This window comes from Ruegeria sp. HKCCA5763, from assembly GCF_013034545.1.
Classification (GTDB): Bacteria; Pseudomonadota; Alphaproteobacteria; order Rhodobacterales; family Rhodobacteraceae; genus Ruegeria.
Genome location: NZ_WQGF01000001.1, coordinates 859,167 through 873,249, shown reverse-complemented (window position 1 = coordinate 873,249; position 14,083 = coordinate 859,167). Strand labels below are relative to the sequence as shown.

Annotated in this window: 13 protein-coding genes; 5 read left to right on the top strand and 8 right to left on the bottom strand. The window is 56.5% G+C overall.

The annotated features are described in order from the left end of the window. Positions 1 to 168: 168 nt before the first annotated feature. From GOV89_RS04245 to GOV89_RS04225, 5 genes are all read right to left on the bottom strand, one after another. Positions 169 to 996: a polyphosphate kinase 2 family protein gene (locus GOV89_RS04245; protein ID WP_171237550.1), complete on the bottom strand. Its 828-nt coding sequence runs from the start codon at positions 994 to 996 to the stop codon at positions 169 to 171. A gap of 121 nt (positions 997 to 1,117) precedes the next feature. Next, positions 1,118 to 2,170: a methyltetrahydrofolate cobalamin methyltransferase gene (locus tag GOV89_RS04240; protein ID WP_171237549.1), complete on the bottom strand. Its 1,053-nt coding sequence runs from the start codon at positions 2,168 to 2,170 to the stop codon at positions 1,118 to 1,120. Positions 2,171 to 2,179: 9 nt separating this feature from the next. Further along, positions 2,180 to 3,106 (bottom strand): methylenetetrahydrofolate reductase, encoded by a 927-nt coding sequence (locus GOV89_RS04235; protein WP_171237548.1) that lies wholly within the window; start codon positions 3,104 to 3,106, stop codon positions 2,180 to 2,182. A gap of 24 nt (positions 3,107 to 3,130) precedes the next feature. Then, on the bottom strand, positions 3,131 to 3,427 hold the full coding sequence (locus tag GOV89_RS04230; RefSeq protein WP_171174126.1) for a virulence factor: 297 nt from the start codon (positions 3,425 to 3,427) through the stop codon (positions 3,131 to 3,133). Between the two features lie 247 nt (positions 3,428 to 3,674). Next, positions 3,675 to 5,561 carry a PhoX family phosphatase gene (locus GOV89_RS04225; RefSeq protein WP_171237547.1) on the bottom strand — a complete coding sequence of 629 codons (1,887 nt, stop codon included), beginning with the start codon at positions 5,559 to 5,561 and terminating at the stop codon, positions 3,675 to 3,677. Between the two features lie 181 nt (positions 5,562 to 5,742). On the opposite strand from GOV89_RS04225, the gene GOV89_RS04220 reads away from it, so the two are divergent. Then, on the top strand, positions 5,743 to 6,855 hold the full coding sequence (locus GOV89_RS04220; RefSeq protein WP_171174130.1) for a Ppx/GppA phosphatase family protein: 1,113 nt from the start codon (positions 5,743 to 5,745) through the stop codon (positions 6,853 to 6,855). Beyond that, positions 6,855 to 7,577 carry an RlmE family RNA methyltransferase gene (locus GOV89_RS04215; protein WP_171174132.1) on the top strand — a complete coding sequence of 241 codons (723 nt, stop codon included), beginning with the start codon at positions 6,855 to 6,857 and terminating at the stop codon, positions 7,575 to 7,577. Before GOV89_RS04220 ends, GOV89_RS04215 begins: the two co-directional genes overlap by 1 nt. On the opposite strand, the gene GOV89_RS04210 is transcribed toward GOV89_RS04215, so the two are convergent. The 3 genes from GOV89_RS04210 to GOV89_RS04200 all read right to left on the bottom strand — a co-directional run bounded on the left by GOV89_RS04210 (position 7,574) and on the right by GOV89_RS04200 (position 10,611). Continuing rightward, positions 7,574 to 7,765 carry a hypothetical protein gene (locus GOV89_RS04210; RefSeq protein ID WP_171174134.1) on the bottom strand — a complete coding sequence of 64 codons (192 nt, stop codon included), beginning with the start codon at positions 7,763 to 7,765 and terminating at the stop codon, positions 7,574 to 7,576. The genes GOV89_RS04215 and GOV89_RS04210 overlap by 4 nt on opposite strands. A gap of 87 nt (positions 7,766 to 7,852) precedes the next feature. Continuing rightward, complete coding sequence (locus tag GOV89_RS04205) at positions 7,853 to 9,748, bottom strand: cytochrome c3 family protein (RefSeq protein ID WP_171237546.1); 1,896 nt, start codon at positions 9,746 to 9,748, stop codon at positions 7,853 to 7,855. Then, positions 9,745 to 10,611 carry a YihY/virulence factor BrkB family protein gene (locus GOV89_RS04200; RefSeq protein ID WP_171234227.1) on the bottom strand — a complete coding sequence of 289 codons (867 nt, stop codon included), beginning with the start codon at positions 10,609 to 10,611 and terminating at the stop codon, positions 9,745 to 9,747. Before GOV89_RS04200 ends, GOV89_RS04205 begins: the two co-directional genes overlap by 4 nt. Positions 10,612 to 10,781: 170 nt before the next feature. Between GOV89_RS04200 and GOV89_RS04195 the strand changes: the two genes are divergently transcribed. The 3 genes from GOV89_RS04195 (at position 10,782) to GOV89_RS04185 (ending at position 14,077) form a co-directional block, all read left to right on the top strand. After that, positions 10,782 to 11,867, top strand: a complete 1,086-nt coding sequence (locus GOV89_RS04195) for an AI-2E family transporter (protein WP_171174139.1) — start codon at positions 10,782 to 10,784, stop codon at positions 11,865 to 11,867. 3 nt (positions 11,868 to 11,870) lie between these two features. Continuing rightward, complete coding sequence (locus GOV89_RS04190; RefSeq protein WP_171237545.1) at positions 11,871 to 12,983, top strand: acetoin utilization protein AcuC; 1,113 nt, start codon at positions 11,871 to 11,873, stop codon at positions 12,981 to 12,983. Positions 12,984 to 13,099: 116 nt separating this feature from the next. After that, on the top strand, positions 13,100 to 14,077 hold the full coding sequence (locus GOV89_RS04185; RefSeq protein ID WP_171174143.1) for a MoxR family ATPase: 978 nt from the start codon (positions 13,100 to 13,102) through the stop codon (positions 14,075 to 14,077). Positions 14,078 to 14,083: the final 6 nt, after the last annotated feature.

Sequence of the window (14,083 nt, the reverse complement as noted above, 5' to 3'; positions counted from 1 at the left end):
CCCCTTGTTTTCATGGAATAAAAAGATCACCGAAACCCCTATTAACACACGCCATAATCAGCTTGGGAAGCTGACAGGCTACCATTACATCATACCCGCCGCGCCTTTTGAGATATCACCAGTAATGACAGAGGTTCAAGCCGGCGCGAGACAGATCAGGCGAAATTATCACTCAGTCCGGGCGCGCAGGCTGTCGATCAACGATTGGTCTACGTCCAGCGCTTCTCCGGCAGCTTCCAACGTCCGTTTGTCCAAGTGCTGAGGGTTCAGGTCAACGCCGTCAGAAAACGCTTCAACAATGGCTTGCATCGCCTTGATACGAGCGTGTTTCTTGTTGTTCGCAGGTATGACGTGCCATGGGGCCAACTCGGTCGAGGTGCGCGCCAGCATTTCGTCAACGGCAACCTCAGCAACATCCCACTTTTCGCGATTTCGAAAGTCTTCGTACGTCAGCTTCCAGCGTTTCAAAGGGTTTGTCAGCCGCTCGGTAAAGCGACGCATCTGTTCTTCTTGTGAGATGTGAAAGAACAGCTTCACGATCCGCGTGCCGTCATCGACGAGCATGCGTTCAAAATCATTAATTTCCTGATACGCCGCGCGCCACCGTTCTTCCGGCGTCAGCTTTTCGATCCGCTCGACCAGAACCCGACCATACCAACTGCGGTCAAAAGCCGAGATTGCGCCCGCAGGCGGTAAACGTTCCCAAAACCGTAAAAGATAGTGACGGTTGAGGTAATAGTTTCGCGGGGCACCGATGGGCCAAACCTTGAAACTTCGCGGGTCCAGCGCTTGGCTGATGCGGCGGATGGTTCCCCCTTTTCCTGCAGCATCCCACCCTTCAAAGACCAAAACGCCCTTGAGGCCATGAAAAAGATAAGCTTGTTGAATTCTGGCAAGCTTGGCTTGTAAATCGATCAGTTGATCAAAATAATCCTTCTTGTTTAGACGCTTAGTCAGGTCTGCATCCGAAAGTTTCGGGGGATGATGTTTACTCATGGTGCCACCTGATCTTTGTGCGAATGATCTGGCTATTGTGAAACCTTCTGCGCAATCGACATTGATCAGAGTCAAAAAGGCCGGGCACTGGGCCCGGCCTTTGGTGTCAAATTAGATCCGATCAGGCGCGGCGGCGACGGCCACCACCGCGACGGCCACCGGCGGCACCGGCTTCGTCAGGCGCTTTGTTGAACCGGATCCACTCGCCGCCATGCGGGTCGTTGTTGGTCAGCAGGTTGGCGGCCCGAATGGCCTCCATCTCTTTGCCAGCGCGCGGCTTGGTCGATCCCAAACCGAACATCTGTACAAATGCTTCGTCATCCATGCCTTCAGGCAGAATGATGCCAGCTGCGGCCACAGCTTCTTTCTTCTCGACGATCTTTTTCTGTGTCACCGGCAACGCGACCGGGTTCATGATGGCCGAGGTCATGCCAGCTCCCATTGCCATCGGCAGGAAGGCGTTGTTGATGCCGTGACGGTTTGGCAGACCAAACGAGATGTTCGAGGCACCGCAGGTGGTGTTCACGCCCAGCTCTTCGCGCAGACGACGGACCAGAGCAAACACCTGTTGACCGGCAGTCGCCATAGCTCCAATCGGCATAACCAGTGGGTCTACCACGATGTCATGTGCCGGGATGCCGAAGTCAGCAGCACGCTCAACGATTTTTTTGGCAACGTCAAAGCGTACATCGGGGTCTTCCGAGATACCGGTGTCATCGTTCGAGATCGCCACAACCGGTACGTTGTACTTTTTGACCAGCGGCAGAACCAGTTCCAGCCGCTCTTCTTCACCAGTGACCGAGTTCAGCAGCGGACGACCCTCAGCCGCCTCAAGACCGGCCTCCAAGGCACCCGGAACCGACGAGTCGATGCACAGCGGCACTTCGACCAGACCCTGCACCAGTTCAACGATCTTGCGCATCAGCGGCGGCTCGGTCTCGTTCGGGTTGGGGTTCGAGTTGTAGACAACGCCTGCGTTGATATCCAGAACGGTTGCGCCCGCCATCACCTGCGCCAGCGCGTCTTTCTCAACGGTCGAGAAATCGCCCGCTTCCAGTTCGGCCGCCAGCTTTTTGCGGCCGGTCGGGTTGATCCGCTCACCGATCACACAGAACGGTTCGTCAAAGCCCAGAACGGCGGTTTTTGTTTTTGATTCTACGACTGTACGGGTCATGTCCGTTCCTTAGGAGTTTACAGGCTTTGCCGAAGCGCCGCCGTTTTTGATCGCCCAGTTGGCATTGGTTTTGATTCCACCCAGCGGGAAGAAATGCACGTTGGTGATGTTGAAATCCGGGTTGGCCGCTTTGTGCTCGGCCAGTTCCGTAATCACGTCAGTCGGCTCATAAGGAAGCAGCAACTTGGACACGTCCATAGCGCGTTTCTGTAGAACCTTCAGCGACGGGCCAACGCCACACGCGATGGCAAACTTAATCAGCGTTTGCAGCTTTGCCGGACCCGCGATGCCGATATGGATCGGCAGATCGATACCCGCCCCTTTCAGGCTGTCAGCCCATGCGATAATCGGCTTAGCGTCAAAGGCAAACTGGGTTGCCAGCGCCATTTCGGCATCGGTGGTTTCGTTGAACTTCTGCTTCCAGCGCAGAGCATCGTCCACGTTCTTGGTCGAGCCATCGGGGTCGATGTCCTTGTTGCCTTCCGGGTGACCGGCCACGTGCAGGCGCTTGAAGCCAGCCTTGTCGAACAGGCCGGTTTCCAACAATTGCATCGAGCTGTCGAAGTCGCCATGCGGGTTGGCAACGCCACCGGCCAGCAGCAACGCCTGATCAACGCCCGCTTCGCCCTGGTACATGGAAATCCAGTTTTCCAGCGTCGCCGCGTCTTTGATGATCCGCGCCGGGAAGTGCGGCATCACCTGATAGCCGTCGGCCGCGATGCGCTTGGCGGTCTTGACCATGTCCTCAATCGGGGTGCCCTCGATATGAGCGATATAGACGCGTGTGCCTTCAGGCAGCAAAGCGCGGAAATCGTCGACCTTTTCAGCGGTACGCGGCATCACCTCGATCGAATAGCCCTGCAAAAAGGCTTCGACGGTTGGGTTCACAGGGCCGGTTTCGACCGCATCACGTTTTTTGAAGTTCAGCAAAGCCATTTCGGCCTCCCTTAAAATCTGGGCTTACGCCCAACCGTCATTGGCGATCAGCGCTTTGACGCGGTCCTGATCGTATTCTGTTTCCAGACGCACCGCCTCGGTCTCGGCAATCTCGGCGGGATCGCCATCTACTGCAAAGGGTGCGGCTTTGCGCCATTCGGCCAGGTAGGCATCACTGTCCTTGGCGTTCACCTTCATGGCAGCCCGGTCGATGGCTTGCTCGAACCGTTCTTCCAACTGCCGCTTTGCGCCACGACGGCCTTTGCCGACGATGACCTGAGCGGGAATGTCGCGCCAATACACGATTGTGACGTCAGGCATTGCTGTGATTCCTCCTAACCCGATGGGCCGGTTCTAAACTTCAAACTTAGCTTTGGTCGGTCGGTTTTCGACACACGGCGCTTTTCCAGCGACCTTTTTGCTAAAGCTAGCCAAGGGCGCTTTTACACAAACAAACGGCAGACGCGCATATCATAATTCTCAACGTCACTATGAAAGCGCTGCATAAAACGCAAAAACCCTGGACGGAGTTATCCGTCCAGGGCGGTATTTCAAAGGTCAGTGCGGTTTAGCCGACCAAACCACCATCTTCGCGAGTCACCGCGATGATCGCCGAACGCGGAACTGCATCACCGCCTTCGGGCCAGTGGCTGTTGCCATCCTCACCCGGGTGCTGAATGCCCACGAACATGGTACGGCGATCCGGTGACCAGCTGAGGCCGGTGATCTCACACTCATTCGGGCCGACAAGGAAACGGCGGATTTCACCGGTGACCGGGTCACCTGCCAGCATCTGGTTGTTGCCCTGACCGGCAAAGTCGCCTTCATTGCCATAGTTGCCGTCGGTCTGGATCCACAGCAGGCCATTGCTGTCGAATTTCAGACCGTCGGGCGAGTTGAACATGTTGTCGGCATTAACGTTGTCAGACCCTCCGTAGGCATCCTGATGCACATTGGGGTTGCCCGCCAGCACATACAGATCCCAAGCAAAGCCCGAGGCGGTATGATCACCACCTTCAGGACGCCAGCGCACGATCTGGCCGTAGTTGTTGGCCTCACGCGGGTTCGGACCGTTGACCGAAGTGTCATCACCACCGGCATTCGGCTTGACGCCCCGGTTCTTGTTGTTGGTCAGACAGCAGTAAACCTCGGCCACGTTCGGGTTTGCAGCAACCCACTCCGGGCGATCCATGGTGGTCGCGCCTACGGCAGAACCGGCCTGACGAGTGTGGATGCTGATTTCAGCTTGCGAAGCCAAACCGGTCGTCTCGGGCGTCAGATCCAGCCATTCGCCCGTACCGTCGTCATTGAACTTGGCAACAGACAAGGTGCCGTTTTCCAACAAGGCATTGGTGTCAACTCCAGCGGCGTAAACGCCATCCGAAACAAAGCGATACAGGAACTCGCCACGTTCATCGTCGCCCATGTACACAACAACACGACCGTCATTGTTCACCACCGACTCGGCGTTTTCATGCTTGAATCGGCCCAGAGCGGTCAGCTTGCGCGGAGTCGAATTTGGGTCAGTTGGGTCGATTTCGACCACATAACCGGCGCGGTTCGGTTCGTTGGGGTTTTTCGAGACGTCGAACCGATCATCGATCTTGGCCCAGCCATAGCCCCAGTCCTTGGACGAGACGCCATAGCGTTTGAGCTCCGCACTAACCTCGTGGTTTTCATCTTCTGCCGAAAAGTAGCCGTTAAAGTTTTCTTCACAGGCCAGGTAGGTGCCCCACGGCGTCATGCCATTGCCGCAGTTGTTCCAGGTCCCTTTCGAGGTGGTGCCTGTCGGGTCCGCAGCGGTTTTCATCAAGTCATGAGCAGCCGCAGGGCCGGTGATCGTCATATCGGTCTGCGGTGTAATACGACGGTTGTACGGGCTGTCTTTGACGATGCCCCATGTACCGTCCGTGTTGGCAATCTCGACCACAGTCACGCCGTGCGCCATCATACCCTTGGCCACATCGTCGTCCGAGGCCGCCTTGGCATCAGGGTTGTTGCCCCAAAGGATGTCACGGTTGGTATATTCGTTGTTTACGACCAGCAGCACGTGGCCATCGTGGAAGAACACGTCCTGACCGTCAGTGTTGTCGCCAAATGCACGCTCTTGGCTGGCAGCGGTGCCACGGGTCGCGTGATCGAACTCGGGCGCGTCAGACCACAGCGGGTCGCCCCAACGCACCATAACCTCGGCTTTGTAGCCTGCAGGAACAACAACATCGTCTGCAGTGGAAACCGGAATCGCTTCAAACGAGAACCGGTCGGCTGCCGCGCGTGCGCCCGTAGGAATCAGTGCACCGCCAACAGCCGTAAAACTTCCCATGGCAAGAACGCCGCCCAGAAAACCGCGACGCGACAATGCGCGTTCGACAACACGATCAAATTCGCATTCTTCAGGGCGTGGATTTACGACTTCATCGAATTCGTCAAAGGAAAGGGGACGCTCATCATTCATGGCAGACTCCGTATCTGGCTGTAAGCTAGTAAAGAATCCCAAAATCGGGATCGGGCACTCAAATCGCATTTCAGTATGAACGACATGTGACACTGACGTTAATTTCAAAATTGAAATCACTTGCACGTCGGCAATCCCCCGCCTAGGGTCAAGTTAACTCGAAAATCGGAGGGCGTGACGAATGGCGCCCAAGCGTCCCAAAGGTGCGGGCGCGTTCCCGAAGGCGGTCGAAAGCCCCGCGCCGGCAAGACCCGATCCGGATGCCCTTTATGCAGCACTGGATCTGGGGACAAATAGTTGCCGCATGTTGATAGCCCAACCCAAGGGGAGCGGGTTCCATGTGGTCGACAGCTTCTCCAAATCCGTGCAGTTGGGCGCGGGTCTGGAACGCACCGGACGGCTGTCGCGGGCGTCGATGGCTCGCACCGTACAAGCATTGAGAATCTGCCAGCAAAAGCTGAAACGCAACAAGGTCAATCGAATGCGTTTGATCGCAACCGAAGCCTGCCGTCGCGCTAAGAACTCGCGCGACTTCATCCGGCAGGTGAAGCGGGAAACCGGGTTGACGCTTGAGATCATCCAACCCGAAGAAGAAGCACGCCTGGCGGTGATTTCCTGTGCTCCGTTGGTCTCGACCAAGACTGAACAATTGTTGGTCGTGGACATTGGTGGTGGCTCGACCGAGCTTGTTTGGATCGACATTTCGTCCGTCCCACGCCGTGATCGTCCGGCGGCGATTATGCGGCTTCACAATGGTTTTCATACAGCCGACAGCCCTTTTCCAGCGGCGAAAGTCGTGGATTGGATCAGCGTTCCCTTGGGTGTCGCCACCCTACGAGATCAATTCAACGACGTTGAAGACGACGCGGCCCGTTTCGCACTGATGAGTTGGTTTTTTGAAGAAAACCTTGCTGACTTCGCACCCTACAAAGACGAACAGACACGTGAGGGGTTTCAGATCGTCGGCACCAGCGGCACTGTGACGACCGTCGCAGCCTCGCACCTTGGGCTCAAGCGGTATGACCGGACTAAAGTGGACGGTCTGCGCATGACCAGCGATCAGATTGACAAAGTTATCCGCGGGTATTTAGAACTCGGCCCTCACGGGCGACGCCGGGACCCCAGAATTGGAGATGACCGGCAAGCTCTGATCATGTCCGGCTCGGCCATTTTGCAGGCTTTACTTAGATGCTGGCCCACCGACCGCCTTTCCGTGGCGGATCGTGGGCTGCGTGAAGGTCTGCTCTATGCGCAGATGAGCGCGGACGGGGTATTGGAAGACGGACCGTTTTGATGGCGAAGACACCGAGTGGAAAAAACACCTCAGGCCGCGGCCAGCGCGACCTGAAGGTCAAAGTCAAAACCGCGCGCGGGCGCAAGCTCAGCTCGACCCGGTGGCTTGAGCGGCAATTGAACGATCCGTATGTGAAACGTGCACAGGCCGAAGGGTATCGCGGTCGCGCTGCATTTAAGATACTGGAACTGGACGATAAATTCAGGTTTCTCGTACCGGGAGCGCGGGTCGTAGATTTGGGCTGTGCGCCCGGAGGCTGGCTGCAAGTCGCGGTTAAACGCGTAAACGCGCTGGGCGAGAAAAGCGGTAAACGGATCGGCACAGTTTTGGGCGTAGACTTGCAAGAGGTCGAACCCGTTGCTGGTGCAACCGCCCATGTTCTGGACTTCATGGAAGACGACGCCGACGTAAAGGTCAAAGAGTGGCTGGGTGGCAAGGCCGATGTTGTGATGTCAGACATGGCCGCCGCGTCTTCGGGTCACAAACAGACGGACCATTTGCGCATTATGGCCTTGTGCGAAACGGCGGCTTACTTTGCGTTTGATGTGTTGGAAGACGGCGGCACCTTCGTAGCCAAGGTTCTGGCCGGAGGCGCCGAGGGCGATTTGCAAAAGCTGTTGAAGCAGAAATTCCAGAAAGTCGCCAACGTGAAACCGCCTGCTTCACGCTCGGACAGTTCCGAAAAATTTGTTGTAGCAACAGGGTTTCGCGGCGGAGATTAATCCTCTAGACGAATGCGTTCTTCGGTCAGGCACTGAACGCGGAAAGAGGCGTTTGCCATACCCTGCAACATTAACGCTTCACCATGTGACACGTATACCGGTGCCCGCCCGCGCAGCTCTTCTATGCGTTGGGCAAGTGTAACCGAGTTGACACCCGCAGTTGGTCGCTTTTTCGCATTTTTAGACATGTTTCACCTCTGAACAGCACATTCATCCCGTCCGTAGCGTGAAATTTTGCCGTGAAAATGGAGCAATTCGGGCGGGGATGTGCCGGCTCAGGGACCAAGCTGTTGCGACAATTGTTGAAGGTTCGGGTCGTTGGGCAACAGCTCTAGCGCCTCACGCAGAACAGCGCGCGCGGCGCCGGAACCGCGGTTGATATGCGCTAGTTGCACCAACATGGGCCACGCCTCGCCCCTTTGCGGATCCAAAGTTACGACTTCGCGAAAGGCCTGTTCGGCGGCAGGCGCATTGCGCAGTGTCAAAGCCATGCCCCCCAGAACAAGGTGGGTTTCCGGGAAATCCAATCGGTTCGCAATCGCCTGCTGCCATTCTGACATGCCCTGCCCGGCCAGCGATTGTTGCCGAGGTGTAAGTGCTTGCGGTGGTATCGTCAGAAACTCTTTCGCAACAGCAATACGTACATTGCGCAGAGGGTCCGACAACAAAGGCTCCAATCTCTGAACCTGCTCAACCGGGTTGGCCTGACGCTGCAGGGCGGCTGCGTTGGCGCGGATAAGGGGGTCGTCGTCTTGCAGCAATGACGCAGTCGCCGTGGCCAAGTCCGGGGAAGCGAAGGGTTGCAGCAAGTAGGCCGCTGTCGCCCGCACGATTCCGGCATTGGAGGGGTCCATCGCAACGGCCAGCAAACCTTCGGGCGTGTCCAATCCGCCTTCAGCCGCGGCATTGAAAACTGCCCCAAAATGCGGGCCACGATGAGTGTCATCCGGGAACCACCCTTCGATCAGTTTGGCCGCCCAGTCCTGATCCCGATCTTCATGACAATCGGTGCAGGCATCTACGCCAAGCCCCAGATCAGGCCGTGGGATGCGGAAGCTGTGATCGCGTCGCCCATCGACGCCCATATAGACCCTTTCGATCATATGGCAGCTTTTGCACTGTGCACCGTCACTGTTTTCAGGATGATTATGATGTGCAGGCGTATCATATTCCTTTGCTGTAAGCGTCGGAAAGTCCGGGTTCCCTGCCGGGGAATGACACTGTGTGCAAACACCGTTTCCTTCCGCCTTCAGTTTTGCGCTGTGGGGTTCATGACAGTTCATACAACCGACGCCTTGCGCGTACATCTTGGATTGCAGGAACGAGCCGTAAACATACACCTCATCCAATATCTGCCCGTCCGGGTGGTACGATCCGGGTCTCAACAGCGCTAGATTATAGGCGTCGTGAAAGGGTGTGCCGGGCAAAGGGTTTCCATCGCCATGCGCTTCACGCCGGGAATGGCACCCAGCACATTGCTGAATTTCTGCCTCGGTCTGGCCTTTGCCCCAGCTGATCAAAAAACCAGAAGGTCCAAGATTTTCGGAAGCGCCCTGCCCCTTCACCCAATTGATGTGGGCTGAGCCGGGACCGTGACAGGCCTCGCACCCGACGCCGATTTCAACTTGTTGCGACGAATAGGATTTTGTTTCCGCGGAATAGTTCTTTTCAAATCCCGTGGCGTGGCACTCGGCGCAGCGGCTGTTCCAATTCTTGTAAGGGCCCGTCCAATGCAACCCGTCATCGGGCGGCAAATCCTGATCAGGATACAGATGATACCATTGCTTGCGCTCGGTATCCCAAACCACGTCAAAGCTCTGTAGACGCCCAGCTTCGGTTTCGAACAGGTATTGCTGCAACGGTTCGATCCCGACGACAGAATGCACGTCATAGCCTTTTGTTACGCCGTCCTTTTCGGTGACACGGGCCGAATATCTGCCAGCATCTTCCGCGAACGCGACTGTCATCCCATCAAGGTCAAATCGCGTACCGTCAAAATCTGCAACCAGCGCGCCGTGTTCTACATCTGTCCAGGCCAGCGCGTGGTGCGAACTTGCCCAGGCTGCGGCTTCTGCTTGATGGCAGTCAGCACATTGTTCCGAACCAACATAGTTTTGAGCCTGTGCCTCGCTTGCCAGCATCAGGCAAATTGAAAGAGCTACACGCCTCATGTCACGGCCCCATCTGCTGCGTTTTTCAGATCCATCAACGCACCATTGAATTCAGCACCAAGGATCAGCAACGCCGAGCAAAGATACAAAAAGATCAACGCGGCCATGGCACCCGCCAGCCCGGCATATGTGGCGCTATAGGTGGCGAACTGGCTGATATAGATCGAAAACGCCCATCCTCCGGCAGCCCACAAGGTCAGCGTCAGGATCACACCGGGTAGGATTTGCGTCAGTCTGTGCCGACGGGTCGGCAGTATGAGATGCGCCAAAAGGACCGTGCCCGCAGGAACGCCCACGGTAAAAGTCCAGCGCAGGCGATCGACCGATAGCCACTGCGTCACTGCCACATCAGTATGTGCAGCCACCAAGTTGGTATAGACTGGCAGTATCACCTCCACGGCGGCGATGACCAGAATTGCTGCACCCCCTAGGATAACCAGCACCAGACACAACAGCCGGGTTTTCCAAAACGGCCAGCTGTCCTGATCGTGGTAGGCTTGATTCATGGCGGCGCGCACTGCTGCCACGCCGTTCGAGGCAAAGTAGATTGCCAGAAGACCACCCAAAGTAATAACACCCGTGCCCGACCCGGCCAGAACCGCGCGCAGCTCGGCCACAATTGGGTCAGCGACGTCTTTGGGCCAGGCACCAAAAAGCAGGTCGATCAATTCATCGGTCACATAACCCTGCGAAAGCGAACCAGCGAGTGCAACTGTAAACAGTACAAACGGAAACAACGCCATCATCAGCGACATGGCGACATGACTGCTCATGACGGCTCCGTTCTTGTTGCCAAAGCGGCGGAGCGCCAACCACAGGGCCTGAACAGGACGGCCAAACAGAGGATTCGCAGAATTGGTCATCCTGCAACCCTAACCTGCCGAAATAAAACACAGAACCCGTCATCGGTATCAAATTGACAAAAGCAGTCAGGCGCGAGCGGGAACGCATTGCATCCGAACAGCGCCGCGTGCAGGATTGTGTGGTTAATGACCGAAACGGCCCAATCAGCGTCGAACATGCAGGAAGGTAAATGACCCCGGATCATAATGACACCAATGTTCGACCCAGGCTACGTCTGTCTGTTGTCCGCGACACATGCATCATTGCAACGCTGATTGTTGTGGGTCTCTACGCGGGCGCGGCTTTTCTGATCCCGCTGGCCATGGCGTTGCTGATCAACGTCCTGATCCTTGCGCTCAGCGATCGGGTGTCGGCCCTGACCCGCGCACCCGTTTGGGTGGCCAATATTGCCGGTGTCACTGTGGTCTTGGCCGGTTTGTTCATGATTATGTACGTGCTTGGAAGTCAGGCAACACAATTTGCGCGGTCGATCAGCACATATGAGAACCAGTTCGATGGCGCGGTTGAACGCATCACCGGGCTGGTGGGCAATGACGTAACCCGATTCATTCGGGACAATCTGGTCAATATCGACATGAATTTCGTCGGTCGCCTGCTTTTGGGCAGCGCCACGTCACTGTTGAACCAGTTCTTTCTCATCAGCCTCTATGTCGCCTTCCTGATGGCCGAGCGTCTGGCCTTTCGCAAAAAGATACAACTGGCCGCAGGTGACCCAAAAACCGGTGCTGAGTTTTCAACCATGCTGGACGCAATCTCGATCAGTCTTCAGCGCTATGTTGGCGTCAAAACCCTGATCAGCCTGATTACCGCAGGCATCAGCTATAGCGTGTTCCGGGCCCTGGGTCTGGAATATGCAGAAACCTGGGCTGTCCTGACCTTTGCCTTGAACTTCATACCTTCCATCGGGTCGATCATCGCGGTGTTCTTTCCTGCTATGATCGCACTGGTTCAGTTCGAGACCATCGGTCCGTTTCTGGTCATCGTCTTGGGTTGTGGGACATTGCAATTCCTGATCGGCAATTTTCTGGATCCCGCCATGCTGGGCCGTTCGCTGAACATGTCGACATTTCTGGTTATTCTGGCCCTGACCTTCTGGACAACCGTTTGGGGTCTGATCGGCGCTTTCCTGAGCGTGCCGATGACAGTGTGTATTTTGATCGTCTTCAGCCATATTCCAGCGCTGCGCCCGGTTGCTATTATGATGTCTCTGGACGGCAGATTGGGCGAAGATGATCAACAGGTCCCTGCCCGCTAAGCCATGCAGAGCCCAATTTTCATTGGATCAGAAATTTATCGTAACTCGACTTACGGATCGAAGCACCCGTTGGCCATTCCAAGAGTTTCAACCGTCATTGACCTCTGCCGCGCGTTGGGCTGGTTGACGCCCGAAAACTATCGTGTCAGCCCCTGCGCCAAACCCAGCGCGTTAGAGACATTTCATACCCCGGACTACATCGCCGCATTACAAAAGGCGGAACAGGATCAATACGTCTCGGATGAATCTCGTGAACGCTATGCGCTGGGCACATTGTCGAACCCCGTATTTCCCGAAATGTACCGACGCCCAGCCACAGCGGCTGGCGGTTCTATGCTTGCAGCGGAACTCATCCGAGATGGCGGTATCGTTTTCAACCCGGCCGGTGGCACGCATCACGGGCTGGCTGATCGGGCCAACGGGTTTTGTTATCTCAACGATCCGGTGCTGGCGATCCGGACGCTGCTGAATTCTGGTCTCGACCGCGTGGTTTATATCGACATTGATGCCCATCATTGTGACGGGGTCGAAGCTGCGTTTCATGGTTCAACAAACCTGCGTATGATTTCCATGCACGAAGCGCGGCGATGGCCTTTTACCGGTACACTAGACGATGACGCAGGCGGGGCCGCTTTCAACCTTCCGGTTGCCCGAGGCCTGAACGACGATGAATTCAGCGCGATCATGGACGAATTGATCCTTCCTGCCACGGCAGCCTTCAAGCCGCAGGCCATCGTCCTGCAATGCGGTGCGGATGCCGTGACCGAGGATCCTCTGTCGCGTTTGACCTTGTCCAGCTCTTCGCACTGGAACGCGGTCGCCGCGCTGAAGGAGCTCGCACCCCGATTTCTGGTGTTGGGCGGCGGTGGTTACAATCCGTGGTCCGTCGGGCGGTTGTGGACCGGAGTGTGGGCGACGCTGAACGGGTTCTATATTCCCGATAGACTAGACACGGACACCCAAACCATTCTGCGCGCGTTGACCTGGAACCGGTCGGCAGGCCGGAACCCACCCCCACACTGGTTGGACACGCTGCGGGACGCTCCTAATTTCGGGCCGATCCAAGAAGAACTGAAACAGGACTTGCGCCGATTAACCGCGCGGATTTCTCGGTAGATCGTCCGAAGGAACACTGCTAACTTACGGGCGTCACGACAGTTTTTCTGCTCTCAGCCCTTTTCTGAACAACCACGCTGCTAACGCCGAATGTGGACGCCAATTGGACCAGCCAAATGAATGCACTTAATCAGATAAATGATCTCAAGGCCCGCATGGGGCAATCCATCATCGGACAAACAGACGTAATCGACCGCTTGTTGATCGGGATATTGGCCAACGGCAATTTGCTGATCGAAGGACTGCCCGGTTTGGCCAAAACCCGCGCGGTAAAGGCGATGGCCCGCAATCTGGACGCAAGTTTCAGCCGCATCCAGTTCACGCCCGACCTTTTGCCCTCGGACGTCACAGGCACCGAGGTCTTTCAGCAAACCGACGATGGCGGAACCTTCCGGTTCGAGCCTGGCCCGATCTTTGCCAATATCGTTCTTGCGGACGAGATAAACCGCGCACCCGCCAAGGTTCAGGCAGCACTGCTTGAGGCAATGGAAGAACGGCAGGTAACTGTCTCAGGCACCACACATAAAATGGAACCGTTGTTCATCGTTATGGCAACGCAGAACCCGATCGAACAAGAGGGTACCTACCCCTTGCCCGAGGCGCAAATGGACCGTTTCCTGATGCATGTCCAGATCACTTACCCCCCAGTCGAAGACGAAGTAGAAGTAATCCGACTAGTGCGCGGAGAAGAGATTGCGGCGGGCCAAAGCGGGGCCAAGGATGCGCCGCCGACGATCCCTCAGGACGCCGTATTTGCCGCACGCGCCGAGATCGGGCAGATCCACGTTTCAGACGCGATGGACCGTTACATGGCCGATCTGGTGCAAGCCACACGGACCCCCGGTGCGCTGAGCGAGGAACTGGCCAGTTGGATAGACATCGGAGCTAGCCCGCGCGCTTCGCTGGCACTGGACAAGTGCGGACGCGCCCATGCCTGGATGAACCAGCGTGATTATGTAGACCCAGCCGACGTACGCGCCATCGCCCATGACGTATTCCGACATCGCATCACCCTAAGCTTCGAGGCGCAAGGCGGCGCGAAATCCGCCGACGATGTAATCTCGGAAGTCCTGCAGCTTGTTGCGCTGCCCTGATAGCTA

Coding starts and splice junctions, on each gene's coding strand:
- GOV89_RS04245 (WP_171237550.1), bottom strand. CDS start 996: ATGAGTAAACATCATCCCCCGAAACTTTCGGATGCAGACCTGACTAAG.
- GOV89_RS04240 (WP_171237549.1), bottom strand. CDS start 2,170: ATGACCCGTACAGTCGTAGAATCAAAAACAAAAACCGCCGTTCTGGGC.
- GOV89_RS04235 (WP_171237548.1), bottom strand. CDS start 3,106: ATGGCTTTGCTGAACTTCAAAAAACGTGATGCGGTCGAAACCGGCCCT.
- GOV89_RS04230 (WP_171174126.1), bottom strand. CDS start 3,427: ATGCCTGACGTCACAATCGTGTATTGGCGCGACATTCCCGCTCAGGTC.
- GOV89_RS04225 (WP_171237547.1), bottom strand. CDS start 5,561: ATGAATGATGAGCGTCCCCTTTCCTTTGACGAATTCGATGAAGTCGTA.
- GOV89_RS04220 (WP_171174130.1), top strand. CDS start 5,743: ATGGCGCCCAAGCGTCCCAAAGGTGCGGGCGCGTTCCCGAAGGCGGTC.
- GOV89_RS04215 (WP_171174132.1), top strand. CDS start 6,855: ATGGCGAAGACACCGAGTGGAAAAAACACCTCAGGCCGCGGCCAGCGC.
- GOV89_RS04210 (WP_171174134.1), bottom strand. CDS start 7,765: ATGTCTAAAAATGCGAAAAAGCGACCAACTGCGGGTGTCAACTCGGTT.
- GOV89_RS04205 (WP_171237546.1), bottom strand. CDS start 9,748: ATGAGGCGTGTAGCTCTTTCAATTTGCCTGATGCTGGCAAGCGAGGCA.
- GOV89_RS04200 (WP_171234227.1), bottom strand. CDS start 10,611: ATGACCAATTCTGCGAATCCTCTGTTTGGCCGTCCTGTTCAGGCCCTG.
- GOV89_RS04195 (WP_171174139.1), top strand. CDS start 10,782: ATGACCCCGGATCATAATGACACCAATGTTCGACCCAGGCTACGTCTG.
- GOV89_RS04190 (WP_171237545.1), top strand. CDS start 11,871: ATGCAGAGCCCAATTTTCATTGGATCAGAAATTTATCGTAACTCGACT.
- GOV89_RS04185 (WP_171174143.1), top strand. CDS start 13,100: ATGAATGCACTTAATCAGATAAATGATCTCAAGGCCCGCATGGGGCAA.